General features: G+C 67.9%; 23 protein-coding genes and 4 tRNA genes. 10 read left to right on the top strand and 17 right to left on the bottom strand.

The genetic code is table 11. The features are described 5' to 3' along the window. Positions 1-82: 82 nt before the first annotated feature. The 11 genes from rpoB to H1Q64_RS08475 form a co-directional block, all read right to left on the bottom strand. The gene (gene rpoB / locus H1Q64_RS08525) at positions 83-4,276 is read right to left on the bottom strand and encodes a DNA-directed RNA polymerase subunit beta (RefSeq protein ID WP_145629662.1); all 4,194 of its coding nucleotides are present in this window, start codon (positions 4,274-4,276) and stop codon (positions 83-85) included. 233 nt (positions 4,277-4,509) lie between these two features. Next, positions 4,510-4,884, bottom strand: a complete 375-nt coding sequence (gene rplL, locus H1Q64_RS08520) for a 50S ribosomal protein L7/L12 (protein WP_035675064.1) — start codon at positions 4,882-4,884, stop codon at positions 4,510-4,512. Between the two features lie 57 nt (positions 4,885-4,941). Further along, entirely contained in the window at positions 4,942-5,460 is a 519-nt protein-coding gene (rplJ, locus tag H1Q64_RS08515; RefSeq protein ID WP_237903163.1) for a 50S ribosomal protein L10, read from the bottom strand. A gap of 267 nt (positions 5,461-5,727) precedes the next feature. Continuing rightward, positions 5,728-6,429 carry a 50S ribosomal protein L1 gene (gene rplA / locus H1Q64_RS08510; protein WP_035675066.1) on the bottom strand — a complete coding sequence of 234 codons (702 nt, stop codon included), beginning with the start codon at positions 6,427-6,429 and terminating at the stop codon, positions 5,728-5,730. A 4-nt stretch (positions 6,430-6,433) separates the two neighbouring features. After that, on the bottom strand, positions 6,434-6,868 hold the full coding sequence (gene rplK, locus H1Q64_RS08505) for a 50S ribosomal protein L11 (RefSeq protein WP_014241051.1): 435 nt from the start codon (positions 6,866-6,868) through the stop codon (positions 6,434-6,436). Positions 6,869-7,002: 134 nt separating this feature from the next. Beyond that, complete coding sequence (gene nusG / locus H1Q64_RS08500; RefSeq protein ID WP_014241052.1) at positions 7,003-7,533, bottom strand: transcription termination/antitermination protein NusG; 531 nt, start codon at positions 7,531-7,533, stop codon at positions 7,003-7,005. Positions 7,534-7,538: 5 nt separating this feature from the next. After that, on the bottom strand, positions 7,539-7,736 hold the full coding sequence (gene secE, locus H1Q64_RS08495) for a preprotein translocase subunit SecE (RefSeq protein WP_035675069.1): 198 nt from the start codon (positions 7,734-7,736) through the stop codon (positions 7,539-7,541). A 69-nt stretch (positions 7,737-7,805) separates the two neighbouring features. Beyond that, positions 7,806-7,881 (bottom strand) — tRNA-Trp (locus H1Q64_RS08490). A 154-nt stretch (positions 7,882-8,035) separates the two neighbouring features. After that, a complete protein-coding gene (gene tuf, locus H1Q64_RS08485; RefSeq protein ID WP_014241041.1) occupies positions 8,036-9,226 on the bottom strand; it encodes an elongation factor Tu in 1,191 nt (396 codons plus the stop codon). Positions 9,227-9,307: 81 nt separating this feature from the next. After that, a tRNA-Gly gene (locus H1Q64_RS08480) sits at positions 9,308-9,381 on the bottom strand. A gap of 64 nt (positions 9,382-9,445) precedes the next feature. Beyond that, positions 9,446-9,531 (bottom strand) — tRNA-Tyr (locus tag H1Q64_RS08475). A gap of 144 nt (positions 9,532-9,675) precedes the next feature. Here H1Q64_RS08475 and rlmB point away from each other — a divergent pair. The 4 genes from rlmB to H1Q64_RS08455 all read left to right on the top strand — a co-directional run bounded on the left by rlmB (position 9,676) and on the right by H1Q64_RS08455 (position 11,558). Next, the gene (rlmB, locus tag H1Q64_RS08470; RefSeq protein ID WP_237903162.1) at positions 9,676-10,530 is read left to right on the top strand and encodes a 23S rRNA (guanosine(2251)-2'-O)-methyltransferase RlmB; all 855 of its coding nucleotides are present in this window, start codon (positions 9,676-9,678) and stop codon (positions 10,528-10,530) included. 91 nt (positions 10,531-10,621) lie between these two features. After that, a tRNA-Thr gene (locus H1Q64_RS08465) sits at positions 10,622-10,697 on the top strand. 38 nt (positions 10,698-10,735) lie between these two features. Continuing rightward, a complete protein-coding gene (locus tag H1Q64_RS08460) occupies positions 10,736-11,194 on the top strand; it encodes a hypothetical protein (RefSeq protein WP_237903161.1) in 459 nt (152 codons plus the stop codon). A 91-nt stretch (positions 11,195-11,285) separates the two neighbouring features. Next, positions 11,286-11,558, top strand: coding sequence for a hypothetical protein (locus H1Q64_RS08455; protein WP_237903160.1), 273 nt, complete (start codon positions 11,286-11,288; stop codon positions 11,556-11,558). 164 nt (positions 11,559-11,722) lie between these two features. Here H1Q64_RS08455 and H1Q64_RS08450 read toward each other — a convergent pair whose 3' ends face one another. Both H1Q64_RS08450 and H1Q64_RS08445 read right to left on the bottom strand, forming a co-directional pair. Then, entirely contained in the window at positions 11,723-12,295 is a 573-nt protein-coding gene (locus H1Q64_RS08450) for a polysaccharide biosynthesis/export family protein (protein ID WP_237903159.1), read from the bottom strand. A gap of 232 nt (positions 12,296-12,527) precedes the next feature. Then, positions 12,528-13,832, bottom strand: coding sequence for an outer membrane beta-barrel protein (locus H1Q64_RS08445; RefSeq protein WP_145626917.1), 1,305 nt, complete (start codon positions 13,830-13,832; stop codon positions 12,528-12,530). Positions 13,833-14,697: 865 nt separating this feature from the next. On the opposite strand from H1Q64_RS08445, the gene H1Q64_RS08440 reads away from it, so the two are divergent. The 5 genes from H1Q64_RS08440 (at position 14,698) to H1Q64_RS08420 (ending at position 20,064) form a co-directional block, all read left to right on the top strand. Beyond that, positions 14,698-15,138 carry a MarR family winged helix-turn-helix transcriptional regulator gene (locus tag H1Q64_RS08440; protein ID WP_149163166.1) on the top strand — a complete coding sequence of 147 codons (441 nt, stop codon included), beginning with the start codon at positions 14,698-14,700 and terminating at the stop codon, positions 15,136-15,138. A 158-nt stretch (positions 15,139-15,296) separates the two neighbouring features. Further along, positions 15,297-16,541, top strand: coding sequence for an ABC transporter substrate-binding protein (locus H1Q64_RS08435; RefSeq protein ID WP_237903158.1), 1,245 nt, complete (start codon positions 15,297-15,299; stop codon positions 16,539-16,541). Positions 16,542-16,766: 225 nt separating this feature from the next. Beyond that, the gene (locus tag H1Q64_RS08430) at positions 16,767-18,608 is read left to right on the top strand and encodes an ABC transporter permease (RefSeq protein ID WP_237904927.1); all 1,842 of its coding nucleotides are present in this window, start codon (positions 16,767-16,769) and stop codon (positions 18,606-18,608) included. Continuing rightward, positions 18,605-19,351, top strand: a complete 747-nt coding sequence (locus H1Q64_RS08425; protein WP_237903157.1) for an ABC transporter ATP-binding protein — start codon at positions 18,605-18,607, stop codon at positions 19,349-19,351. The genes H1Q64_RS08430 and H1Q64_RS08425 overlap by 4 nt, the downstream gene beginning before the upstream one ends. Then, positions 19,348-20,064 carry an ABC transporter ATP-binding protein gene (locus H1Q64_RS08420; protein WP_237903156.1) on the top strand — a complete coding sequence of 239 codons (717 nt, stop codon included), beginning with the start codon at positions 19,348-19,350 and terminating at the stop codon, positions 20,062-20,064. The genes H1Q64_RS08425 and H1Q64_RS08420 overlap by 4 nt, the downstream gene beginning before the upstream one ends. Before the next feature lie 4 nt (positions 20,065-20,068). Here the strand turns inward: H1Q64_RS08420 and H1Q64_RS08415 are convergent, their stop codons facing one another. Both H1Q64_RS08415 and otsB read right to left on the bottom strand, forming a co-directional pair. Then, the gene (locus H1Q64_RS08415) at positions 20,069-20,314 is read right to left on the bottom strand and encodes a hypothetical protein (RefSeq protein WP_137104227.1); all 246 of its coding nucleotides are present in this window, start codon (positions 20,312-20,314) and stop codon (positions 20,069-20,071) included. 90 nt (positions 20,315-20,404) lie between these two features. After that, a complete protein-coding gene (gene otsB, locus H1Q64_RS08410; RefSeq protein ID WP_237903155.1) occupies positions 20,405-21,229 on the bottom strand; it encodes a trehalose-phosphatase in 825 nt (274 codons plus the stop codon). A 490-nt stretch (positions 21,230-21,719) separates the two neighbouring features. On the opposite strand from otsB, the gene nagA reads away from it, so the two are divergent. Further along, entirely contained in the window at positions 21,720-22,907 is a 1,188-nt protein-coding gene (gene nagA, locus H1Q64_RS08405; protein WP_237903154.1) for an N-acetylglucosamine-6-phosphate deacetylase, read from the top strand. A gap of 245 nt (positions 22,908-23,152) precedes the next feature. Here nagA and H1Q64_RS08400 read toward each other — a convergent pair whose 3' ends face one another. Together H1Q64_RS08400 and H1Q64_RS08395 are read right to left on the bottom strand one after the other, a co-directional pair. Beyond that, positions 23,153-23,482 (bottom strand): hypothetical protein, encoded by a 330-nt coding sequence (locus H1Q64_RS08400; protein ID WP_237903153.1) that lies wholly within the window; start codon positions 23,480-23,482, stop codon positions 23,153-23,155. Positions 23,483-23,554: 72 nt separating this feature from the next. Continuing rightward, positions 23,555-24,454 (bottom strand): ROK family protein, encoded by a 900-nt coding sequence (locus H1Q64_RS08395; protein ID WP_237904926.1) that lies wholly within the window; start codon positions 24,452-24,454, stop codon positions 23,555-23,557. Positions 24,455-24,596 lie beyond the last annotated feature (142 nt).

Below are 24,596 nucleotides of genomic sequence, written 5' to 3'. Positions count from 1 at the left end.
GCGCCGCGTTGTCGGTTAAGGGCAGTTCCCGCCGGAAGGGGCCAACATGGCCCCTCCTCCGGCAGGTTCAAGTCTCTTGGGCTCAGTACGACCGCTGGTTCAGCTCGACGTTCAGGCCCAGGGAGCGCAGCTCCTTGACCAGAACGTTGAAGGACTCAGGGATGCCCGCCTCGAAGTTGTCGTCGCCGCGGACGATCGCCTCGTAGACCTTGGTACGGCCGGACACGTCGTCCGACTTGACCGTGAGCATTTCCTGCAGCGTGTAGGCGGCGCCGTAAGCTTCGAGCGCCCACACTTCCATTTCACCGAACCGCTGTCCGCCGAACTGGGCCTTACCGCCGAGCGGCTGCTGGGTGACCAGCGAGTAGGGACCGATCGAGCGCGCGTGGATCTTGTCGTCCACGAGGTGGTGCAGCTTCAGCATGTAGATGTAGCCGACGGTCACCTTGCGGTCGAAGGCCTCGCCGGTGCGCCCGTCGATCAGGGTGACCTGACCGGAGCGGTCCAGACCCGCCTTTTCCAGCTGCTGGCAGATGTCCTCCTCGCGCGCGCCGTCGAAGACCGGCGTGGCGAAGGGGACGCCCTTGCGCAGGTTGCCGCCCAGTTCCAGCAGCTCGCCTTCGGTCATGTCGGCGATCTGGTCGTCGTAGACCTTCTGGCCGTAGGCTTCCTTCAGCGTGATGCGCAGGCCGTCCATGGTCTGGGCGGCGTCGCCGCGGCCCTTCATGGCGAGGCGGTACTGGTCGATGGCGCGGCCGATCTGCTTGCCGAGGCCGGCCGACGCCCAGCCGAGGTGGGTCTCCAGGATCTGACCGATGTTCATGCGCGACGGCACGCCCAGCGGGTTCAGAACCAGATCGACCGGCTGGCCGTCTTCCAGATACGGCATGTCCTCCTGCGGCAGGATGCGGGAGACCACACCCTTGTTGCCGTGGCGGCCGGCCATCTTGTCGCCCGGCTGCAGCTTACGCTTCACCGCGACGAAGACCTTGACCATCTTCATCACGCCCGGCGGCAGCTCGTCGCCGCGCTGCAGCTTCTCGACCTTGTTCTCGAAGCGGTTCTGCAGCGCCTGGATCGAGTCGTCGAAGACCTTGCCCAGGCTCTCCACCGTCTCCATCACCTGCTCGTCGGCGATGGAGATCTGGCGCCACTGGCCCTTGGTCAGGTTCGCCAGCTCGGCGTCGGTCAGGACCGTGCCGGCGCGCATGCCCTTCGGACCGGACTGCGCGGTCTGGCCGAGGATGACCTCCTTCAGGCGGGTGTAGAAGCTGCGCTCCAGGATCGCGCGCTCGTCGTCGCGGTCCTTGGCCAGCTTCTCGATCTCGGCCCGCTCGATGGCCAGGGCGCGCTCGTCCTTGTCGACGCCGCGGCGGCTGAACACGCGGACCTCGACGATCGTTCCGGCCACGCCCGGCGGCAGGCGCAGCGAGGTGTCGCGGACGTCGGACGCCTTCTCGCCGAAGATGGCGCGCAGAAGCTTCTCTTCCGGGGTCATCGGGCTTTCGCCCTTCGGCGTCACCTTGCCGACCAGGATGTCGCCCGGACGAACCTCGGCGCCGATGTAGACGATGCCGGCCTCGTCGAGGTTCTTGAGGGCTTCCTCACCGACGTTCGGAATGTCGCGGGTGATTTCCTCCTGGCCCAGCTTGGTGTCGCGGGCCATGACCTCGAACTCCTCGATGTGGATCGAGGTGAAGACGTCGTCCTTGACGATGCGCTCGTTGATGAGGATCGAGTCCTCGAAGTTGTAGCCGTTCCACGGCATGAAGGCGACGAGCACGTTGCGGCCCAGCGCCAGCTCGCCCAGCTCCGTCGAGGGGCCGTCGGCGATGATGTCGCCGGCCGCCACGCGGTCGCCCACCTTCACCAGCGGACGCTGGGTGATGCAGGTGTTCTGGTTGGAACGCTGGAACTTCAGCAGGTTGTAGATGTCCACGCCCGGCGCCGTGGCGTCGGACGAGTCGGTCGCCCGGACCACGATGCGGGTCGCGTCGATCTGGTCGACGATGCCCTTGCGCTTGGCGACGATGGTCACGCCGCTGTCGCGGGCGACCGTGGCCTCCATGCCGGTGCCGACCAGCGGCGCGTCGGCCTTGACCAGCGGCACCGCCTGGCGCTGCATGTTCGAGCCCATCAGCGCGCGGTTCGCGTCGTCGTTCTCAAGGAACGGGATCAGCGCCGCGGCGACGGAGACGAGCTGCTTCGGCGACACGTCGATCAGGTCGATGGCCTCCGGGCGGAACATCAGGTACTCGCCGCCCTGCCGGCACGACACGAGGTCGGCGGCGAAGCGGTTGTCCGCATCGAGTTCGGCGTTCGCCTGGGCGACGACGTAGCGGCCCTCTTCCATGGCGGAGAGGTAGACCACCTCGTCGGTGACGATGCTGTCGCGCACCTTGCGGTACGGGCTTTCGATGAAGCCGTACTGGTTCACGCGGGCGTAGGTCGCCAGCGAGTTGATCAGACCGATGTTCGGGCCTTCGGGCGTCTCAATCGGGCAGATGCGGCCGTAATGCGTCGGGTGCACGTCGCGCACCTCGAAGCCGGCGCGCTCGCGGGTCAGACCGCCCGGGCCGAGGGCCGAAAGACGACGCTTGTGCGTGATCTCGGACAGCGGATTGGTCTGGTCCATGAACTGCGAGAGCTGCGACGAGCCGAAGAACTCGCGCACCGCCGCCGCCGCCGGCTTGGCGTTGATCAGGTCGTGCGGCATGACCGTGTCGATCTCGACCGAGCTCATGCGCTCGCGGATCGCGCGCTCCATGCGCAGCAGGCCGACGCGGTACTGGTTCTCCATCAGCTCGCCGACCGAGCGGACGCGGCGGTTGCCGAGATGGTCGATGTCGTCAATCTCGCCGCGGCCGTCCTTCAGGTTCACCAGGACCTTGAGGATCGACATGATGTCCTGCTTGCGCAGGACGCGGACGCTGTCCTCGGTCTGGAAGTTCAGGCGCGCGTTCATCTTGACGCGGCCCACCGCCGACAGGTCGTAGCGCTCGCTGTCGAAGAACAGGCCGGCGAACAGCGCCTCGGCCGACTCCAGGGTCGGCGGCTCGCCCGGACGCATGACGCGGTAGATGTCGATCAGCGCGTCCTCGCGGGACGCGTTGCGGTCGGCCGCCATCGTGTTGCGGATGTAGGCGCCGACGTTCAGGTGGTCGATCGCCAGCACCGGCAGCTCGTCGACGCCGGCCTTCTCCAGCTTGTCGAGGTCGCTCGCCGACAATTCGTCACCGGCTTCGAACAGGACTTCGCCGGTCCGCTCGTTGATGATGTCGACGGCGAGATAGCGGCCGGTCAGCTCCTCGGTGGAGACGAGCTGCTCGGCGAGGCCCCCCTCGACCAGCTTCTTGATCAGACGCGGCGTCATCTTGGTGCCGGCCTCGGCGACGACCTGGCCGGAGGCGGCGTCGACGAGGTCGGAAGCGACCTTCACGCCCTTCATGCGGTCGGCGTTGAAGGGGGTCTTCCAGCCGCCCGACGCGCGGGTGTAGGTGATGGTGTCGTAGAAGAAATTGAGGATTTCTTCCTTCGCCATGCCCTGCGCCTCGTAGGGCAGCAGGTCCTTCTTCTGAGCCTTCCGCTCGGCGCGCAGCGCCTCGGTCTCCGCGCCGTCCAGGGCGAACAGCAGCGTGGTGGCCGGCAGCTTGCGGCGGCGGTCGATGCGCACGTACACCAGATCCTTGGCGTCGAATTCGAAGTCCAGCCAGGAGCCACGGTACGGGATCACGCGGGCGGCGAAGAGATACTTGCCCGACGAGTGGGTCTTGCCCTTGTCATGGTCGAAGAAGACGCCCGGGCTGCGGTGCATCTGCGAGACGATGACGCGCTCGGTGCCGTTGATGATGAAGGTGCCGTTGGCCGTCATCAGGGGCATGTCGCCCATGTAGACGTCCTGCTCCTTGATGTCGCGGATCGAGCGCAGGCCCGTGTCCTCTTCCACGTCGAAGACGGAGAGGCGCAGGGTCACCTTCAGCGGGGCGGCGAAGGTCATGCCGCGCTGCTGGCACTCCTCGACGTCATACTTCGGCTGCTCAAGCTCGTACTTCACGAAGTCGAGGACGGCGCGGTCGGAGAAGTCCTTGATCGGGAACACCGACCGGAACACCTCCTGCAGACCCAGGTTGGCCCGCTTCTCCGGCGGGACGTCCATTTGCAGGAAGTGATCGTAGGAGCTGCGCTGCACCTCGATGAGGTTGGGCATCTGGGTGACTTCCGGGATGCGCCCGAAGCTCTTCCGAACACGCTTTCGACCCGTAAAGGATTTGGCCATGGATGTCCCCAAACGTCAGAATCGTGAGTACGCTCGACCAGAAGCACGCGAACCAGGGTGCTCGCCGCGACGCGGCGATGATCGCGCGGCCCGCCCCTTATGCAGGGACGGAAAGAGCCGGACCGAGAAACCCGGTCCGGTGGAAGGCAGAAAACGCCGTGCGGCGGCAGGCCCCCTCGGGGACCAGCCGCCGTCCGGCGTGGATATGTCTTATCCGTCGCAGCAAGACGGTCTTACTTAATATCGACCTTGGCGCCGGCCTCTTCAAGCTGCTTCTTGATCTTGGCGGCCTCGTCCTTCGACACGGCCTCCTTGACCGGCTTCGGGGCGCCTTCGACCAGGTCCTTGGCTTCCTTCAGGCCCAGGCCGGTGATGGCGCGGACTTCCTTGATCACGTTGATCTTCTTGTCGCCGGCGTCGGCGAGGATCACGTTGAACTCGGTCTGCTCTTCGACCGGGGCGGCGGCGGCGGCCGGACCGGCGGCGGCAACGGCCACCGGAGCGGCGGCGGAGACGCCCCACTTCTCTTCCAGCAGCTTCGACAGCTCGGCGGCCTCGATGACGGTCAGGGCCGAGAGATCGTCGACCAGCTTCTGCAGATCAGCCATTTTAATGCTCCAACAACTCGATGTTCTGGGATGGGTAGACAGCTAGACGGATGCGGCTCAGGCCGCCTCGTCCTTCTTCGCGTAGGCCGCCAGCACACGGGCGACCTGGCCGCCCGGAGCCTGGAGAACGCCGGCGATGCGAGTCGCCGGGGTCTGGATCATGCCCACGAGCTTGGCGCGCAGTTCGTCCAGCGACGGGAGCGTGGCGAGAGCCTTCACTCCCTCCGCGTCGAGGATCTGGTCGCCAAGAGCGGCACCGACGATCTTCAGCTTCTCGTTGGTCTTCGCGTAGTCGGCCACCACCTTGGCGGCCGCGACGGGATCCTTCGAGTAAGCGATCGCGGTCGGCCCTTTGAAGAGACCGTCCAGACCTTCGAACTGCGTGCCCTGAAGGGCGCGGCGGGCGAGCCGGTTCTTCGTCACCTTGAAGCTCGCGCCCGCGGCCCGAATCTTGCCACGCAGGTCGGTGACTTCCGCCACCGTCAGGCCCAGATGGTGGGTGACCACCACCAGGCCCGTGTCCTGGAGCTTCGACTGCAGGTCCGCGATCGCCGCTTCTTTTTGTGTACGATCCACGGATCGCCTCCTTGCACAGAGGTTTACGTGGGGCCCCTTCCCTTTCGGTGGGGAGCCCCGGCGAACCTGTCCCAGAAGTTCGAGCCGTTCCTGAACCGCGGGCAAGCCCGCGTGGTTAACGGTTCAACTCCTGTCTGCTCTGGCGGGTTTAAGCCCTTGCCTCCGGGGAGGCACAAGCACCAGCGGTCTTGGACAGGGTGGGCATCCCCGCAGGGACACCCGATCGCCGCCGGTTCCGGAAGGAGCCGGCGGCGAAACTCAGATCACTCAGGCCGTGGCGGCCAGAGTGGACAGATCGAGCTTGAGGCCCGGGCCCATCGTCGAGGACAGCGAGACCTTCAGCAGGTACTGGCCCTTGGCACCGGTCGGCTTGGCGCGGGTGATGGCATCCACGAAGGCGCGGATGTTCTGCACCAGAGCCTCTTCCGAGAAGCTGGCCTTGCCGACACCGGCGTGCACGATGCCGGTCTTCTCGGCACGGAACTCCACGGCGCCGGCCTTGGCGGCCTTGACGGCGCCGGCCACGTCGGGGGTCACGGTGCCCAGCTTCGGGTTCGGCATCAGGCCGCGCGGGCCGAGGACCTTACCGAGCTTGCCGACAACGCCCATCATGTCCGGGGACGCGATGCAGCGGTCGAAGTCGATGTTGCCGGCCAGGATCTTCTCGGCCAGATCGTCGGCACCGACGATGTCCGCGCCGGCGGCCAGGGCGTCGTCCGCCTTGGTGCCCTTGGCGAACACCGCGACGCGGACGGTCTTGCCGGTGCCGTTCGGCAGGTTCACCACGCCGCGGACCATCTGGTCGGCGTGACGCGGGTCGATGCCCAGGTTCATGGCGATTTCGATGGTCTCATCGAACTTCGCCTTGGGCAGGCCCTTGATCAGGGAGACGGCGCCTTCCAGCGAGTAGAGCGCCTCGCGGTCGACCTTCTTGTAGGAATCGGTCAGTCGCTTGCCGAGCTTCGCCATGGGATCAGCCCTCCACCACTTCGAGGCCCATCGAGCGGGCGGAACCAGCGATCATGCTCGCGGCCGCCTCGACGTCGTGGGCGTTCAGGTCCTTCATCTTCTTCTCGGCGATGTCACGAATCTGGGTCTTCGTGATCTTGCCGGCGAAAGCGCCCTTGCCGGTGGTCTGCGAGCCCTTGTCGATGCCAGCGGCCTTCTTGAGGAAGTAGCTGACCGGCGGGGTCTTCGTGACGAAGGTGAAGGTACGGTCGCCGTAGGCGGTGATGACCACCGGGATCGGCATACCGACTTCCAGGTCCTGCGTCTTGGCGTTGAACGCCTTGCAGAACTCCATGATGTTCAGGCCGCGCTGACCGAGCGCCGGGCCGATGGGCGGCGACGGATTCGCCTTGCCGGCCGGAACCTGCAGCTTGATGAAGCCGACGATTTTCTTTGCCATGTCACAACCTCCAGATACGACGCCTCGATACGCTGACGGGCGTCGCGGGGCTTTGCGGTGCGGCTATGGCGGGCCTTCCGCAGCAGAAAGGAGCACGTGACTTTTAATCACGCGCCCCGGGAAAACTGTTGGCCTCAGACCTTCTCGACCTGGGTGTATTCCAGCTCGACCGGCGTGGAGCGGCCGAAGATCGACACCGCCACCTTGAGGCGGGCCTTCTCCTCGTCGACTTCCTCGACGGTGCCGTTGAAGGAGGTGAAGGGGCCGTCGCTCACGCGAACCTGCTCGCCCACCTCGAAGGTGATCGAGGGCTTGGGGCGCTCAAAGCCTTCCTGCACCTGATGGATGATCCGCTCGGCTTCACGCTGGCTGATCGGCTGCGGCTTGCCGCCGCCGCCCAAAAAGCCGGTGACCTTCGGCGTGTTCTTCACGAGATGCCAGGACTCGTCCGTCAAATCCATCTTGATGAGGACGTAGCCAGGGAAGAACTTCCGCTCGGTGTTGATTTTGGAACCCCGGCGCACCTCGACCACTTCCTCGGTCGGCACCAGGATTTCTTCGAACTTGTCTTCCAGGCCCTTCTGAGCCGCCTTCTCGCGGATGGCCTGGGAAACCTTCTTCTCGAAGCCCGAATAGACGTGAACGACGTACCAGCGCGCGGCCATGGCGATCAGGCTCCCAGCCCAAGGATCATACGGACGGCGAAGGCCAGCACCTGATCCACGACGAGGAAGAACAGCGAAGCCAGCACCACCATGACGAACACCATGGCGGTCGTCACGCCGGTTTCCTTGCGGGTCGGCCAGGTGACCTTGGCCACCTCGCGGCGGACGTCGCGCGCGAATTCTGCGGGGTTCACTTTAGCCATCGTAGACCGTGCGGGCTCCGGTGCGACGTGTAGGGCGCGGTCAGCGACCCGTTCTTGTTCGGTACGGCGTGGCAGGAGTGGAGGGGCTCGAACCCCCAGCCCCCGGTTTTGGAGACCGGTGCTCTACCAATTGAGCTACACTCCTATCGCCGCAGGCTCTACCCCCGGCGGGGAGCGGAGCTTATAGCGCATAGCCGCGTGGCTTGCTAGCCTTTTTATCGGCTGGCACGCCGAAATCGACAGGGATCAATCCCGCCGCCGAGCCAAGGAGGAACGGCGGCGGGATCGACTCCTTCACCTTACTTGATGATCGAGGCGACGACGCCGGCGCCGACCGTACGACCACCCTCGCGGATGGCGAAGCGCAGGCCCTCGTCCATGGCGATCGGAGCGATCAGCTCGACTTCCATGGAGATGTTGTCGCCCGGCATCACCATCTCGGTGCCTTCCGGCAGCTTCACCATGCCCGTCACGTCGGTCGTGCGGAAGTAGAACTGCGGACGGTAGTTGGTGAAGAACGGCGTGTGACGGCCACCCTCTTCCTTCGTCAGGATGTAGGCCTCAGCCTTGAAGGTGGTGTGCGGCGTGATGCTGCCCGGCTTGGCCAGAACCTGGCCGCGCTCGACGTCCTCACGCTTCGTGCCGCGCAGCAGCGCGCCGATGTTGTCGCCAGCCTCACCCGAGTCGAGCAGCTTGCGGAACATCTCCACGCCGGTCACCGTCGTCTTGACCGTGGTCTTCAGACCGACGATCTCGACTTCCTCGCCGACCTTGACGATGCCGCGCTCGACGCGGCCGGTCACCACCGTGCCGCGGCCCGAGATCGAGAACACGTCCTCGATCGGCATCAGGAACGGACGGTCCTTCGGACGCTCCGGCTGCGGGATGTACTGGTCGACCTCGGCCATCAGCTTGAGGATCGCGTCACGGCCGATCTCCGGCGAACGGTCCTCCAGCGCGCACAGCGCCGAGCCCTTGACGATCGGAATGTCGTCGCCCGGGAACTGGTAGGAGGACAGCAGCTCGCGCACCTCCATCTCGACCAGCTCGAGCAGCTCCGGATCGTCGACCATGTCGACCTTGTTCATGAACACCACCAGCGCCGGCACGCCGACCTGGCGCGCCAGCAGGATGTGCTCGCGGGTCTGCGGCATCGGGCCGTCGGCGGCCGACACGACCAGGATCGCGCCGTCCATCTGCGCGGCGCCCGTGATCATGTTCTTCACGTAGTCGGCGTGGCCCGGGCAATCGACGTGGGCGTAGTGGCGGTTGGTCGTCTCGTACTCGACGTGGGCGGTCGAGATCGTGATGCCACGGGCCTTCTCTTCCGGCGCCTTGTCGATCTGGTCGTAGGCGGTGAAGGTCGCGCCGCCGCTCTCGGCCAGCACCTTCGTGATCGCCGCCGTCAGCGACGTCTTGCCGTGGTCGACGTGGCCGATCGTGCCAATGTTGCAGTGCGGCTTGTTCCGCTCAAACTTTGCCTTCGCCATCGCTTTGGTCTTTCGTTCCCGACGTTCCGGACGCACACAATGGCCCGGCCGAGACCGACATTTCCCTTAGCGCGGGGGGATTGGAGCGGGTGAGGGGAATCGAACCCCCGTCGTAAGCTTGGAAGGCTTCTGCTCTACCATTGAGCTACACCCGCCTGCCACGCCCCGCCCGGCGCTATCGACCGGGAACTGCGATCACGGACAAGCCGTGGAATGTAGTGGTGGAAGGGGCTGGATTCGAACCAGCGTACGCGTACGCGGGCAGATTTACAGTCTGCTGCCTTTAACCACTCGGCCACCCTTCCTCAGGCCCGCTGCGGGACATGCCCGCCGCGGAGTTCGGCACTATGAGAATTTTTCAGGCCTTGTCAACACGTCTGAAGCAGTCCAAACCAGAAAACTGTGAATAACCGCGGCGGGCTTAGCCCTGCCCCCTCCAGCCGGACACCATGACCCGTTCGAAGAAGCCATCCGCTCCCCACGGCCAGCCCCCTGCCCCGGCCAAGAACCACTCCCCATCCCACCGCGAGTCGCGCGGCGACCGCCCCTCTCCCGGGCGCGGCGCGCAGGGCGTCCTGCTCTACGGTCTGCATCCGGTGTCGGCGGCGTGGCTGAACCCGGAGCGGCGCATCCACCGCCTGATCGCGACGGAGGCGGGCCGCGCCGCGCTGGAGCCTGTGCTGGCCCAGGCCAAGGCCCGCGGGCTCCAGCGCCCCAGCCTGATGCCGGCCGACCGCAACGACCTGGACCGCATGCTGCCGCCGGGCGCCGTGCACCAGGGCGTGGCGGTGGACGTCGCCCCCCTGGACGAGATCGGAATCGAGGACCTCTGCGCGGAGGCCGATTCGGACCCGTCGGCGCTTGTCGTCGTCCTCGACCAAGTGACCGACCCGCACAATGTCGGCGCGATCCTGCGCTCCGCCTCGGCCTTTGGGGCCAAAGCGGTGGTGGTGACGGAGCGCAACGCGCCGGAGACCACCGGCGTGCTCGCCAAGAGCGCCTCGGGAGCGCTGGAGTCGGTGCCGCTGGTGCGCGTGACCAACCTCGCCCGCGCGCTCGCCGATCTCCAGCAGGCCGGCTTCTGGACCGTCGGCCTTGCCGAGTCGGGGAAGAGCACGCTCGCCCAGTGCAATCTGACGGGCCGCACCGCGCTGGTGCTGGGGGCAGAGGGCGCCGGACTGCGCCGCCTGACCATGGAGCGCTGCGACATCGTCGCCCGCCTGCCGACCCAGGGCCCCGTGGGCAGCCTGAACGTCTCCAACGCCGCCGCCGTCGCCCTCTACGAGGTCGCCCGGCTGCGCTGACGCGCCGCCGAACGCGCCGCACAGGTGAGGCTTGCTGCGGACCGCGGAGGACGCTAGTGTAAGCGCCCGCCGCGGTCTGGCCGGGCGGCACGCCGGTTTAGCTCAGTTGGTAGAGCAGCGGTTTTGTAAACCGAAGGTCGCGGGTTCGAGCCCTGCAACCGGCACCACCTTTTCCTCTCGCCAGACCGACGCCCGGCTCCGCCCCATGACGCCCGCCCCCGATGGCCGCTCCCTGATCCCGACCGGTTCCGGCGTCATCGACGCGGAGCACGGCGCCATTCTCGACCTCTTGTCGGTGATGACCGCGGGCGGTCCGGTCGGGCTGGCGGAGTTGACCGCGCTCCGGCACGAGGTGGCCGAACATTTCGCCACCGAAACGGCGGAGATGGCCGTCCTGACCGCGGACCGGCGGGAGCGGCACGAGCATGCCCACCGCAGCTACCTCGCCGGCATCGACGCTCTGCTGGACACCGCGGGGCGTGGCGATCCGGTGACCGTCGACGATGCGAATCGGCTGATGCTGTGGTTCATCGTCCATTCCAACACCGCCGACACGGAGTTGGTGGAGGCCGCCCGGCGGGCCGGCGACGAGCCGCCGATGATCTCCATGGACGACTGGCTCGACGGTCTGGACGAGGCCGACCGGGACGCCCTGCGCTCCTGAGACGGCCCTGCCGCCCCTGCGGGGGAACCGCGTCTCCGGGCTCCGGTTGGAGGAGGGACGATCCCTTCCCGCAACCGACCCAGGTTCCTTCATGGAAAAATCCGACACCCCCAACGCCGGGGCGCAGCGCCTGCGCGATGCCATCGACAAGGGCTTGACCGGCGACAAGATCCCCGCCGCTGACCCCGCAGCGGCCCCGCTGGGCACCGACGACGAGGCCGCGGGCACCCGTCCGCCTCCCGCCGCCAGCGATCACGATCCCGCCGCTCCCGAGGCCCGCGCGCCCTCAGGCCACTCCAAGGGCGCCGACGCCTTCCGCAAGGGCGATCTCCCCTTCGCTAAAGGCACCCGCGACGACGGGTGACGGCCCCGGTAAGAAAAGACTGCCGCGCAAAAAATGTCCCTCTTCCCGGCGGGAAGAGGGACATCGTCATGGCGTCGAATGGTGACGGGGCGCATACCCCAGTTTTCCGAAACAAATGGGCCGTCTGATGGACCGTCTGGCGGGTTTTCGGAACCGGTCGCCGATCAGAAGTAGCGCTCCGGCACGCGCAGCACGTCGTCGGGCATCACCGGCGTGGTGATCGGAGCCCGGCGCAGCTCCTTCTTGGGATCGGCCCCGCGGGTGATCAGGACATAGTCCTCCTTGGCGCGGTAGGTGTAGCCGCCGGCCATCGCCACCGCGGACAGGGCGGTCATGCCGTTGACATACTGGTACTGACCGGGGTTGCGAACCTCGCCCAGAATGAAGAAGGGCCGGTGGTTCAGCACCTCGACGCTGACCTTGGCGTCGCGGACGTAGCCCTGCGACAGGCGCTTGGAAATGTCCGACTCCAGCTCGCGCGGGGTGTGGCCGCGGGCTGTCACCTCGCCGATCAGCGGCATGGCGACCTTGCCCGAACCGTCGACGCGGAACTCGCCGGACAGCTGCTCCTCGCCAAAGACGATGACGCGAAGCGCGTCGCCGGCCCCCAGGCGGTAATCCGTCATCTGGGCGACGCCCGGCGGTTCGAGAGGGGCGTCCTGGCCACCGGCGCAGCCGACCATCGCGGCGGCGACCACGGTCATTCCGAGCGCGCGGAACACGTTACGTCGATTCATCCCATACCCTTCCATGGCTCGTGAGGACATCGGGCCCAGCCATCCGCGGTCGGAGCGGCCGAACCCTGAGCGGTCACGGAGGGAGACTAGCAACTCGCACGCGCTTGGGAAAAAGTGGAGAGGAAGTAACGCCAACGGAGGAAAAGGATTCGCGTCACCGTATAGGCGGAAATGCAAAAGGGGCGCCCATCGGCAGATGGACGCCCCTTCCGTATCCCTCGATACAATCTGATTACATCTGAGCGCCGACGCGCAGATAGACCAGATTGTCGGAGTAATCGAAGCCACTGAGGTTCGAGTTACGCTTTTCGTAAGTATAACCACCATTCACGAAGATATAGCGGCTGAGCTGATAGCTGGCGCCGGCCCCCAGCGTGTAGACGTCGTCGGTGCGGTCCACGCCGTTGAAGTCGTCCTGGCGCCACTGGACGCGGGCGTTCAGCAGCAGGGTGCGCAGAAGCTCGTGATCCACGCCGACAGCGGCGACGGTGCGGTTGTAGCTCGACGCGATCTGGCTGCCGCGGGCGTAGGTCGATTCGCGGACCTGACGGCTGAGCGAACCGGTGACCGAGGTGAGCTGGGTCACCGACCAGTTCAGGCGGCCGCCCACGGCCAGACCACCGAAATCCTTCAGCGTCGGATCGTCGTAGGTCCGGCTCAGATAGCCGGCATAGATCTCGCCGTTGATCAGGCCGGTCAGGTCGGTGGACAGGCCGCCGACAACCTCGTAGCCCTCCGAGTCGCGGTTGACGCCGCCGAAGTCCTGGCTCAGCCGGTAATTGGTCCAGTTGTAGGAGCCCTGGACGAAGGCCTCGTAGCCCTGGATGAACTCGTAGCCGACGCGGGCGGTGCCGGTGTAGCTCCAGCGGTCGCGGTCCTCCTGCGACTCCGTCTGCCCGTTGCTCAGCTCGGCGTCCTGGTAGGAGGTGTACTGGGCGCCGCCGGTCAGGCGGACGCGGACGCGGTTGAAGCGCTGGTTGAACGACGCCTCGCCGCCGTGGGTGAAGTAGTTCACCGGCTCCGCGAAGCGCGGCACCACGGTGCCGGTGGCCAGCGACACGTCGAAGTTCGGGTCGGACCGCCCCTCATGGTCGCGGCGGCTGAACAGCAGGCCGCTGACCGACGAGTCGCGGGTGATGTCGTAGCGGCCGTCCACCTGCGCCCGGTAATCGGCGTAGTTCTCCGACGAATAGTCGAAGAAGCGCCCGATGTTGCCGGAGGCCGAGAAGTTCAGGGCGTGGTTGTTGAAATCCGAACGCACGTCGACGCGCGGCTGGGTGACCCAGATGAAGTCGTCGCGGGTGTCGTTCTCGGTCGCGAAGACGTTGCTTTCATAGGTCAGGCCGGTCTCGATGCGCGGCAGGATAAGGAACGATCCGGCGCGGATGCCGAGCTGTTCGACCTCCGGACGGCGGCGCTCCAGCACGGATTCACCGGGCTGCAGTTCCTGGGCGCTCACCGGCGTGGCCGCGGGCAGCGCCGTCAGCACGGTGGACGCGAGCGCGAGGGCGAGGAAGGACAGGGAGCTGGGCTTCATGGGTCACCGCGCAAGGCTGAAATCAGTGGCTCGTATCGGGCGGCCGAATGGCCTCGGAATGTGCAATCGCCGCTCCGGCAGAAGCGGACAGTCGCTGCAAAGACAACTCATGGCGTGATGTCCGTGCAACAGTGAAGCCATTCAGGCGTGGTTTTTGCCCGCGCCTGTGTTGTTGGCGCAACAAGACTTGCGTCAGACGGGCGCACTATTGCCATACGCCCGCGCCATTAGAGCTAAGGTCATAGGACCAAGAGACCTCACAGACTGGCGTCCTTGGGAACCAGCGTCGGCGGCATCCGTTCACCCAAGGCGGACCAGAGCCTCCAACCGGAACCATGAGGAAACACCAAGCATGACCAGACCGCTGACCACTCCCCCGCCGCCCAAGTCGCCCCGCCACCCTGGCGACGATGTCGTAATGCCGCCCTACACACCCGGGAGTGTCCCGCCGCCGGACGGCGACCTTCCGAAGTCCGACCGCGAAAGGACTCCGCCGCCGAACACCTATCCACCGAAACAAAACCCATAATCGAAATATGGGCTGCCGTCTGGTATGACCAAAACACACCCGCATATGCAGATTGCATCCCAGTCCCCCAGGAAAGATTCTTGAAAGGTCCGGCTCATCTTCGTTCGCGAGTGCTTTGCATTGTAAATAGTAAGCGGTCTTAGACTGTGGCCCTATGCCGCAGCAGCGAGCGTTGCCTATCGCGACTTCCATCCCTAGGCTTCAATGCGAAGCCTGCTGCATTTGGCGCACGCCCTGGAGCATTCCCCGGGACCGGCGCCGAACCTGTCGCACGGTGTTTCGCCGACACCCGCCGCAACCGGAAACGGTCCGGCTCCGCAACGCTCGTGTGCGCCCATGGATCACATCGCCCATCCTCCGACCGACGATTACCTGTTGACCGGGCAGGTGCACTATCGCCTTCGCCGGGCTCATCAGCGCGCGTCCTCCATCTTCATGGACATGATCGGCGACTCCCAGCTCACCCCCACCCAATGGGGCGCCCTGGTCACCCTGCGGACCGAGGGGTCGCTGTCGCAGAACCAACTCGGCCGGCTGACCTTCATGGACCCGGCGACCACCCAGGGCGTGATTCTGCGCCTCGTGGAGCGCAAGCTGGTGGAACGCCAGCCGGACCCGCAGGACCGGCGGCGCACCAGCGTCAGCCTGACCCGAACCGGCCAATCGCTGGTCAACGCCCTGCTTGGAAACGCCACCCAGGCGCATCACCGCACGCTGGACCCGCTGACCCCGGAGGAGCAGGCGACTTTCCTCATGCTCCTCTCCCGCCTGATGTGAGCCCGGCGGTTCCGGCACCGGCCCGCGGAAAACAGGCTTGGTGCGGCGCAACGGAACGGTGACTTTTGCCGTGGGTTTGCTATGAACGCAGACATTGCGTTCAGGCTGCCGCTCCATGCGTTCACGCAGCCGTCCACCGCGCCGGGATACCGCCGACCATGAACCGCCGCCATCTCCTGCTTGCGCCGGGCGCTGCCGCCCTCGCCGCCGCCTTCTGGATCGCCGCGCCGATGCCCGCCGCCCAGGCGCAATCCGCCCCGGCCCAATCAGGCGGCCAGCCGATTCGCGTCGGCGAGATCAACAGCTACACTGGCCTTCCGGCCTTCACGATCCCCTACCGCCAGGGCTGGCAGCTCGCGGTGGAGGAGGTGAACGCGGCGGGCGGCCTGCTCGGCGGGCGCAAGCTGGAGGTCGTCTCCCGCGACGACGCCGGCAAGCCGGACGACGCCGTGCGCGTCGCGCAGGAACTGCTGTCGAACGAGAAGGTCGAACTGCTGGCCGGCACCTACTTCTCCCACGTCGGGCTGGCCGTGGCGGACTTCGCCGCGCGCAACAAGATGCCCTTCGTCGCGGCGGAGCCGCTGACCGACGCCATCACCTGGACCAAGGGCAACCGCTACACCTTCCGCCTGCGTCCCAGCACCTACATGCAGGCGGCCATGCTGGTGGAGGAGGCGGCGAAGCTGCCGGCCAAGCGCTGGGCCACCGTCGCCCCCAACTACGAGTACGGCCAGTCGGCGGTGCAGTGGTTCCGCCAGCTCCTGTCGGAGAAGCGGCCGGACGTCGAGTTCGTCGCCGAGCAGTGGCCGGCCCAGGGCAAGCTGGAAGCCGGACCGACCGTGCAGGCGCTGGCCGCGGCGAAGCCCGACGCCATCTTCAACGTCACCTTCGGCGCCGATCTCGCCAAGTTCGTGCGCGAGGGCGAGGGTCGCGGCCTGTTCCGCAACCGCACCGTCGTCAGCCTGCTGACCGGCGAGCCGGAATATCTCGACCCGATGAAGGACGAGGCGCCGGAGGGCTGGATCGTCACCGGCTATCCGCAGGAACAGATCGACACGCCCGGGCACAAGGCCTTCCGCGAGGCCTATGTGAAGCGCTTCAACGAGCCGCCGCGCCAGGGCTCGGTTGTCGGCTACGCCACCTTCAAGGCCATCGCCGCCGCCGTGGAGAAGGCCGGCTCCACCGATCCGGAGAAGCTCGTGGACGCGCTGTCCGGCCTGGCCCTGTCCAGCCCCTTCGGCCCGATCACCTTCCGCGCGCTCGACCATCAGGCGACGATGGGCGCCTATGTCGGCAAGACCACGGTGAAGGGCGGCCAGGGCGTGATGACCGGCTGGCGCTACGCCGACGGCGCGGACTATCTGCCGTCCGACGAGGCCGTCCGCAAGATGCGTCCGGAGTAAGGGGCGGAGGGGCCGCGCTTGCCCCCACCCTTCCCACGGCTGCGCCGCGGGCCCCTTTCCCTCCCCCGCTCCGCAGGAGAGGGAAATTTAGTCCCCTCCCCTGCGAAGCTCTCGCGCAAACAAAGTTTGCGCTGACGCGACAGGCGGACCTTTGGTCCGCCAAGAGCGAGTGAGGGCTAGGGAGGGGGCAAGCCCTTGCTCCCGCCGAACCTGCCGAAAGAGCCGATGTCCTTCTACCTCGTGCAATTCCTCAGCGGCCTCGCCACGGCAGCGACGCTGTTCCTGGTGTCGTCCGGGCTGACCATCGTGTTCGGCGTGACGCGGATCGTGAATTTCGCGCACGGCTCCTTCTACATGCTGGGCGCCTATCTCGGCTGGACGCTGGTGGAGCGTTGGGGGACCACGCCGCTGGGCTTCTGGGGCGCCGTGGCTGCGGCCTCGCTGGCGGTCGGCTTGCTCGGCGCGCTGATGGAGGTCGGGCTGCTGCGCCGCCTCTACCGCTCGCCGGAGCTGTTCCAGCTTCTCGCCACCTTCGGCGTGGTGCTGGTGGTGCAGGACGCCGCCTCCTGGATCTGGGGGTCGGAGGATCTGCTCGGCCGGCGGGCGCCGGGGCTGCGGGGCTCCGTGGACATCCTGGACCAGCCCTTCCCGCTCTACGACCTCGTGCTGATCGGGCTGGGGCCGCTGGTGCTGGGTCTGCTCTGGCTGCTGTTCAACCGCACGCGCTGGGGCACGCTGGTTCGCGCGGCGACTCAGGACCGCGACATGGCCTCGGCGCTCGGCGTCGATCCGGCGCGGCTGTTCACCGGGGTGCTGTTCCTGGGGTCGGCGCTGGCCGGGCTCGGCGGCGCCCTTCAGGTCCCGCGCGAGGCGGTGAACCTGCACATGGACATGGCCATCGTGGTCGAGGCCTTCGTCGTCGTCGTGGTCGGCGGCATGGGCAGCCTGCCTGGGGCCTTCGTCGCCTCGCTGCTGATCGGGCAGTTGCAGGCCTTCGGCATCCTGGTCTTTCCGCAGATCACGCTGGTCCTGGTCTTCCTGTTCATGGCGGTGGTGCTGGTCATCCGCCCCTATGGCCTGCTCGGCCGGGCGGAGGACGCGCCGCCGACCGCCGCCAGCCCCGGCCCGCCGCTGATCGCCGCGGCCGACGCGGCGCGCTGGGCGCCCGCCCTGCTGCTCGCCCTGCTGGCCGCGGTGCCGCTGGTCGCCGGCGACTACGCGCTGATCGTGCTGACCGAGGTGGTGATCCTGGCGCTGCTGGCGGCCAGCCTGCATCTGCTGATCGGGCTGGGCGGCCTCGTCTCCTTCGGGCACGCCGCCTATTTCGGGCTTGGAGCGTACGGCGCTGCCCTGCTGGTCAAGCATCTGGCCGCCCCCATGCCGCTGGCGCTGGCCGCCGCTCCTCTGGTCGCCGGGCTGGGAGCGCTGGCCGCGGGATGGTTCTGCGTGCGGCGGTCGGGCCTCTACTTCGCCATGCTCACGCTGGCCTTCGCCCAGATCGTCTGGTCGGTGACCTTCCAGTGGTACGGCGTCACCGGGGGCGACAACGGCATCCTCGGCGTCTGGCCGCCGGACTGGGCGGCTAGCAAGGCGGCCTATTACTGGCTGACGCTGGCACTGGCCGGCGGCGCGCTGCTGCTGCTGCGCCGCGCCGCTTTCGCGCCCTTCGGCTACACGCTGCGCGCCGGGCGCGACTCCGCGCTGCGCGCCGAATCGGTGGGAATCGACGTTCGGCGGCACCAGTGGCTGAGCTTCGCCCTGGCCGGCTCCGCCGCCGGGCTGGCCGGCGGGCTCTACGCCTTCGCCAAGGGCAGCGTCTTTCCCACCCTGATGGCCGTTCCGGTGTCTGTGGACGCGCTGGTCATGGTGCTGATGGGCGGCATTCAGACGCTGAGCGGCCCGGTGGTGGGCGCCGCCCTGTTCCACCTGCTGGAGACCGAGGCGATGAGCCGGACCGACTGGTGGCGGCTGGTCCTGGGCGCCGTCATCCTGGTGCTGGTGCTCGCCTTCCCCAAGGGCGTCGCCGGCTTCGTCCGCGACCTGTGGATCCGCGGGAGGGACTCATGAGCCGCCGCCTCTCTGTAGAAAATCTCCAACGGGCCTTCGGCGGCGTGCAGGCCGTGCGCGGCGTGTCCTTCGCGCTGGACGCCGGGGAGGTTCTGGCGCTGATCGGGCCGAACGGCGCCGGCAAGACGACCTGCTTCAACCTGCTGAACGGCCAGCTGCGGCCCGACGCGGGCACGGTGCGGCTGGACGGGGTGGACATCGTCGGTCTGCCGCCGCGCCGCATCTGGCGGATGGGCGTCGGCCGCACCTTCCAGATCACCGCCACCTTCGCCTCGATGACGGTGCGCGAGAACGTGCAGATGGTCCTCCTCTCCGTCCACAGGCGCCTGTTCGGGCTGTGGGTCCCAGCGGCCTCCGGGTTCCGCGACGAGGCGATGGCCCTGCTGGAGCGCGTCGGCATGGGCGCCCAGGCGGAGCGGCCCTGCGGCGTGCTGGCCTATGGCGACCTGAAGCGCGTCGAACTCGCCATGGCGCTGGCCGGCGCCCCGAAGGTCCTGCTGATGGACGAACCCACCGCCGGCATGGCCCCCGGCGAGCGGCAGGAGCTGATGGCGCTGACCTCCTCCCTCGTCCGCGAGCGCGGGCTCGCCGTTCTGTTCACGGAGCATGACATGGACGTCGTGTTCGGCCACGCCACCCGCATCATCGTGCTCGACCGCGGCCAGCTGATCGCCGAGGGCACGCCCGACGCCGTGCGCGCCGACCCGCGGGTGCAGGCCGTCTATCTGGGAGGTGCGGCATGACCGGCCAGCCCCTTCTGAGCGTTCGTGGGCTCCAGGCCTGGTACGGGCGCGCCCACATCCTGACCGGAGTCGATCTGGCGGTGGGCCGGGGCGAGGTGGTCGCCCTGATGGGCCGCAACGGCGCAGGCAAGACCACGACCATGAAGGCGATCATGGGCCTGCTCGACCGGCGTTCCGGCACGGTGGCCTTCGATGGACGCGACGTCTCCGTCCTGCCGCCGCACCGCATCGCGCGGCTCGGCCTCGGCTACGTGCCGGAGGACCGCCGCGTCTTCACCGACCTGACGGTGGAGGAGAACCTGGAGGTCGGCCGCCAGCCGCCCCGCGACGGAGCGCCCCACTGGACGCCGGAGCGGCTCTACGCCCTCTTCCCCAACCTTGCCGAGATGCGGGGCCGCCGCGGCGGGCGGATGAGCGGCGGCGAGCAGCAGATGCTGACGCTCGCCCGCACCCTGATGGGCAACCCGTCGCTCCTGCTGCTCGACGAACCGTCGGAGGGGCTGGCCCCGCGCATCGTGCAGCAGATGGCCCACGCCCTGCGCGCCCTGAAGGCCGAGGGGCTGTCGATTCTGGTGTCGGAGCAGAATCTCGCTTTTGCCGCCGCGGTCGCCGACCGGGCGAGCGTCATCGAGAAGGGGCAGATCCGTTTCGAAGGCCCGATGCGAACGCTGCTGGAGGATGAAACGGTGCGCCGGGCCTATCTGGCGGTCTGAAGACTCACACCAGCATGTCGAGGACGCGCTTGGTGTTCTCCTGCGCGGCCTGCATGACTTTGACGTTGGCGGCGAAGTCGGTCTGGGCCGAGGAGAGGCTGACCACCACCGCCGGGTCGAGGTTGCCGGCGGCGAGCTGCGCGCCCGCCTCGTCGGCGCGGGACTGGGCGCCCTGAAGCCCCGCCAGGGCCGAGGCCTGGGCGTCTTGCAGGGACGGCATCCGCGGTGCGCCGAGCGCGCCGATGTCCATGGTGGAACCCCTCGATTGATCGGCGACCATCCTACCCCTTTTTCGGCGGAAAAGCGATGGGGACCCGACTGTGGGGACCGGCGGGCTGGTTCAGCCCTCCGCCAGCCAGACGGCCAGACGGTCGAGAAAGGCGCCGGCTTCCGCGGGGTCCTTCAGGCTCCATCCGGCGGCGCTGGGGGCTGGCGGGTCCATGACGCGAATGCCGACGCCCCGTCCTTCTCCACGGGCCGCCAGGGCGCGGAAGGCGTCCTCGTCCGTCTCGTCGTCGCCGAGGTAGAGCGGCAGCGTCTCCGGTCCCGCCAGACCCAGGGTGTCGAGCAGCGACAGGACCGCCTTGCCCTTGTCCCAGGGGACGTTGGGCCGCAACTCGTGGATCTCCTTGCCGCCGGTGACGCGCAGGTCCGTAAAGGCGGCAGCAACGTCCCGCACCGCGTCGCCGACCGACGCCTTGCGGTCCGGGACCACCCGCCGGGTGTGGATGGCAATGGCGAAGCGCTTGCGCTCGACCAGCGCGCCCTCGACGCCGTGCAGGCGCCGCAGCAGGTCTGCTTCGGCCACGTCGAGGTCGCCCAGATACTCCTCGCCGATCTGGGTGCGCAGGCCGGGGCCGCGGATGTCGAAGCCGTGGCTGCCGGCGTAGATCAGATCGTCGATCCCGACATGGCGGGCCACATCCTCCAGATCACGCCCGCTGACCACCGCCACCGGGCACAGCCCGGCCAGCCGCCGGATCACCGCGCGCACGGACTCGTCGAGGATCGCCAGTTCGGGCCGCTCCACGATGGGCGTCAGGGTGCCGTCATAGTCGAGGAAGACGGCGGGCCGCCGGTCGCCCAGCATCGCCGCGAAGGCGTCGAACCGGACGAGCGCCGACGGCTTGCCTTCGGTGGAAGCAGGGGGGTGCTGGTCGGTCACGGGCGGCTCTCCTTCGTGTCCGGGGCATCGTCGGTGGGCGCTGTCGCGCCGGCGCATGATCGGAACAACGGGCAAGCGCGCCATCAGGTCCGGATGCGTTAACCAACGACGTTATCGCACCCGATACGATTGTGACTCTTCGGTCACAGCGACCCCGGAAAAAGCAACGGCCCCGCAAGGGGCCATTGCTTCGGGGTTTTCACCCGCCTGAGATCTTTGTTAATTTTGCAGCGCAGCAAGAGATTGCTGCTTCGCCCTTCTTGGGCGTTTCCTCCCTAAACTCAGGCCGCTGTTCGTCAGCGGCCTTTTTTCTGCCAGAAACCTGTCCCTTCTGGCAATCCCTAACAAACACCATACCCCAACAAATCCAGCGGCATAATCCGCACAGATGAAAGGGTTTTGCTCCCACGACGCGCTCTTGCACCGTCGGCCCCGCCGGGTTTTCCTGTCGGCCCACCGCCGATCCCCGCCGCAACCACCGGGTGCCGACTTGAATCACGCACACAGCCCCGCCGACGACCGGCCGTTCAAGGCGCTGGTCAACGCCACGCTCCATACCGGCGACTCGGTGCTGGCGGGCGCCGCCCTGCTGATTGACGGCCCGGCCATCGCCGCCATCGTCGCGCCCGAGGCGATTCCGCCGGAGGCCGAGGTGATCGATCTGGGCGGCGGCATCCTCGCCCCCGGATTCATCGACCTCCAGGTGAACGGCGGTGGCGGCGCGCTGTTCAACGACACGCCCGACCTGCCGACGCTGCGCCGCATCGCCAAGGCGCACCGCCGGTTCGGCACCACCGGCCTGCTGCCCACCCTCATCACCGACTCGACCGAGACGCGCGCCGCCGCGGTGGCCGCGGTGCGCGCCGCTCTGGCGGAGGGGATGCCCGGCGTGCTCGGCATCCATCTGGAAGGCCCGCACATCGCGCCGGAACGCCGCGGCGTCCACGACGCGCGCTTCATCGCGCCCCCCGACGCGGACGACCTCGCCCTGCTCGGCGGCCTCTCCGGCCTGCCAGCCCTGGTCACGCTGGCGCCGGAGGCGGTTCCGCCAGAGCCGATCCGCCGGCTCGCCGCCGCCGGCCTGCGCATCGCCGCCGGCCACAGCACCGCCACCTGGGCTCAGGCCAAGGCCGGCTTCGCCGCGGGCATCACCGGGGTGACCCACCTGTTCAACGCCATGAGCCCGCTCGGCTCCCGCGAGCCCGGCATGGTCGGGGCCGCGCTGGAGGACGATGCGGTCTGGTGCGGGATCATCGTCGATGGACACCATGTCCATGACGCCTCCGTCCGTCTGGCCTGGAAGGCGAAGGCCCCCGGCCGGCTGTTCCTGGTAACCGACGCGATGCCACCGGTCGGCGCTCCCGAAGATCAACCGGCCGGCAATTTCCAGCTCTACGGCGAGGACATCCGGGTGGAGGACGGGCGTTGCGTCACCGCCGACGGCACGCTGGCCGGTTCCGCCCTGGACATGGCGACGGCGGTGCGCAACGCCGTGGAACGAATCGGCATCCCGCTGGACGAGGCGCTGCGCATGGCCTCCGCCTACCCGGCCGATTTCATGGGGATGGCGGGACGGCGCGGCCGCATCCGGCCCGGCTTGGTCGCCGACCTCGTGCATCTCGACGAGCGGCTGCGGGTGCGGGCGACCTGGATCAGCGGCAAAATGGCCGTTCCGTGAAACACCCCCTGCACGCACGCGCAAATCTGTCGTATAGAGGCCGCAGAATTTTGACCCTCATACGCAGCATCGAGGAGATTTACCCATGGACATCGCCCTGATGGTTCTGGCCGTCGTGTTCTTCTTCTGGCAGACCGTTTCCGAGTGATCGGGGTCCGGGCATCCGGACAAGCGAAAGGGCGGCTCCCCGGTGGAGCCGCCCTTTCGCGTTTCCGACCCATCAATTCGGCCACAGAACGGAGCCGTCAGTCGGCCAGCGCGCCGCCTTGGATCTGCGGGTGTTCCAGCCGCGCATGGGCGGAGGCGACCAGCCTCAACGTCTCCATGATCGTTCCGATCGCCTCGTTCAGGTCGGCCCGGCCGGCGGGCATCGGCATTCCCGACAGGACCGACTCCAGGTCGTCAGCGGCGTCCTGAAGAAGGACGCAGGCCTCCTCCAACTGACGTTTGGCCATTACGCCGTTTGCAGGATGCGACGGCGCCGCCTTCTGCATATTGCGATAGGCATTTTGATTTGCAGTTTGCAGCGAAGACCCGCGCCGCCCCTTCTGAAATCCCGTGATGAAGCCGAACATGGGCCCTCTCCCTTCCGTGTCGGAGGGTATAGAGCAAAAGCCGCGCCAATTTCGAAACATCGGCCGAAGGGATCACTCCTTGGGCCAAAGCCACGCCGCGCCGCGCATACCGCTTTCGGCGCCATGGCGCGCCCGGAGGAAGCGGGTGCGGGGGGCCGGGCTCAGCGCCCAGCGTCCCCACCGGGCCGGCACGGCCTCGAACAGCCCCGGCAGCTCCGACAGGCCGCCGCCGACCGTCACCACGTCGGGGTCCAGCAGATTGATGACGGCGGCCAGCGCGCGGGCCAGCGCGTCGGCATGGCGGTCCAGCGTCGCCCGCGCCGGCGCGTCGCCGGCCGCGGCGCGGGCGGCGACCTCCGGCGGAGTCAGCGTCTCCCCAGTCCGCCAGAGATGCAGGCGCGCCAGACCGGCGCCGCACAGCAGCGTCTCGATGCAGCCCTCCCGCCCGCAGCCACAGGGCACGGGCGGACCGTCCTCCGCCACCCGCCAGGGCAGCGGGTTGTGCCCCCACTCACCGGCGAGCGCGTTGGCACCGGGCAGGATGCGCCGGTCCGCAACGATCCCGCCGCCGACCCCGGTGCCCAGGATGATCCCGAAGACCAGCGGCGCCCCGGCGGCGGCCCCATCCACCGCCTCCGACAGGACGAAGGCGTTGGCGTCGTTGGCGATCCGCACCGGACGGCCCAGCGTTCGCGACAGGTCCGCGGCGAAGGGCCGCCCGTCCAGCCAGGGCAGGTTGACCGCGTGAACGGTGCCCGCGGCGGCGTCGACGATGCCGGGCAGGCACAGGCCGACCGTGGCGTCCCGGCAGCCCGCCCGCTCCTCCAGCGCCACCACGGTGCCGGCCAGCGCCTGCAGCGTCTCCGCATAGCCGCGCGGCGTGTCGGCGCGGTGCCGCGCCCGCTCCGTCCCGTCGGGTGCCAGGAGGGTGGCGGCGATCTTAGTGCCGCCCAGATCGACGCCGATTCGCATCGGACCCATGCCCATGACGGACTCCCAGCGCGGGTGGACAGTGAAGGGGGTGGAAAAGCAGCCCTCCCTATAGCGCAGCCCTCCGCCCGAATCAGCCATCCCAACGCGCGCCTCCTCCATAAGAGGTGGCGGTCCCGTCCCT

It is taken from the genome of Azospirillum brasilense (assembly GCF_022023855.1).
Lineage (GTDB): Bacteria > Pseudomonadota > Alphaproteobacteria > Azospirillales > Azospirillaceae > Azospirillum > Azospirillum brasilense_F.
This window is presented reverse-complemented; position numbering and strand designations above follow the sequence as displayed.

Excerpts from the sequence above, each read along its gene's own strand:
- rpoB (WP_145629662.1), bottom strand. The coding sequence starts at position 4,276 with ATGGCCAAATCCTTTACGGGTCGAAAGCGTGTTCGGAAGAGCTTCGGG.
- rplL (WP_035675064.1), bottom strand. The coding sequence starts at position 4,884 with ATGGCTGATCTGCAGAAGCTGGTCGACGATCTCTCGGCCCTGACCGTC.
- rplA (WP_035675066.1), bottom strand. The coding sequence starts at position 6,429 with ATGGCGAAGCTCGGCAAGCGACTGACCGATTCCTACAAGAAGGTCGAC.
- rplK (WP_014241051.1), bottom strand. The coding sequence starts at position 6,868 with ATGGCAAAGAAAATCGTCGGCTTCATCAAGCTGCAGGTTCCGGCCGGC.
- nusG (WP_014241052.1), bottom strand. The coding sequence starts at position 7,533 with ATGGCCGCGCGCTGGTACGTCGTTCACGTCTATTCGGGCTTCGAGAAG.
- secE (WP_035675069.1), bottom strand. The coding sequence starts at position 7,736 with ATGGCTAAAGTGAACCCCGCAGAATTCGCGCGCGACGTCCGCCGCGAG.
- tuf (WP_014241041.1), bottom strand. The coding sequence starts at position 9,226 with ATGGCGAAGGCAAAGTTTGAGCGGAACAAGCCGCACTGCAACATTGGC.
- rlmB (WP_237903162.1), top strand. The coding sequence starts at position 9,676 with ATGACCCGTTCGAAGAAGCCATCCGCTCCCCACGGCCAGCCCCCTGCC.
- H1Q64_RS08460 (WP_237903161.1), top strand. The coding sequence starts at position 10,736 with ATGACGCCCGCCCCCGATGGCCGCTCCCTGATCCCGACCGGTTCCGGC.
- H1Q64_RS08455 (WP_237903160.1), top strand. The coding sequence starts at position 11,286 with ATGGAAAAATCCGACACCCCCAACGCCGGGGCGCAGCGCCTGCGCGAT.
- H1Q64_RS08450 (WP_237903159.1), bottom strand. The coding sequence starts at position 12,295 with ATGAATCGACGTAACGTGTTCCGCGCGCTCGGAATGACCGTGGTCGCC.
- H1Q64_RS08445 (WP_145626917.1), bottom strand. The coding sequence starts at position 13,832 with ATGAAGCCCAGCTCCCTGTCCTTCCTCGCCCTCGCGCTCGCGTCCACC.
- H1Q64_RS08440 (WP_149163166.1), top strand. The coding sequence starts at position 14,698 with ATGGATCACATCGCCCATCCTCCGACCGACGATTACCTGTTGACCGGG.
- H1Q64_RS08435 (WP_237903158.1), top strand. The coding sequence starts at position 15,297 with ATGAACCGCCGCCATCTCCTGCTTGCGCCGGGCGCTGCCGCCCTCGCC.
- H1Q64_RS08430 (WP_237904927.1), top strand. The coding sequence starts at position 16,767 with ATGTCCTTCTACCTCGTGCAATTCCTCAGCGGCCTCGCCACGGCAGCG.
- H1Q64_RS08425 (WP_237903157.1), top strand. The coding sequence starts at position 18,605 with ATGAGCCGCCGCCTCTCTGTAGAAAATCTCCAACGGGCCTTCGGCGGC.
- H1Q64_RS08420 (WP_237903156.1), top strand. The coding sequence starts at position 19,348 with ATGACCGGCCAGCCCCTTCTGAGCGTTCGTGGGCTCCAGGCCTGGTAC.
- H1Q64_RS08415 (WP_137104227.1), bottom strand. The coding sequence starts at position 20,314 with ATGGACATCGGCGCGCTCGGCGCACCGCGGATGCCGTCCCTGCAAGAC.
- H1Q64_RS08400 (WP_237903153.1), bottom strand. The coding sequence starts at position 23,482 with ATGTTCGGCTTCATCACGGGATTTCAGAAGGGGCGGCGCGGGTCTTCG.
- H1Q64_RS08395 (WP_237904926.1), bottom strand. The coding sequence starts at position 24,454 with ATGCGAATCGGCGTCGATCTGGGCGGCACTAAGATCGCCGCCACCCTC.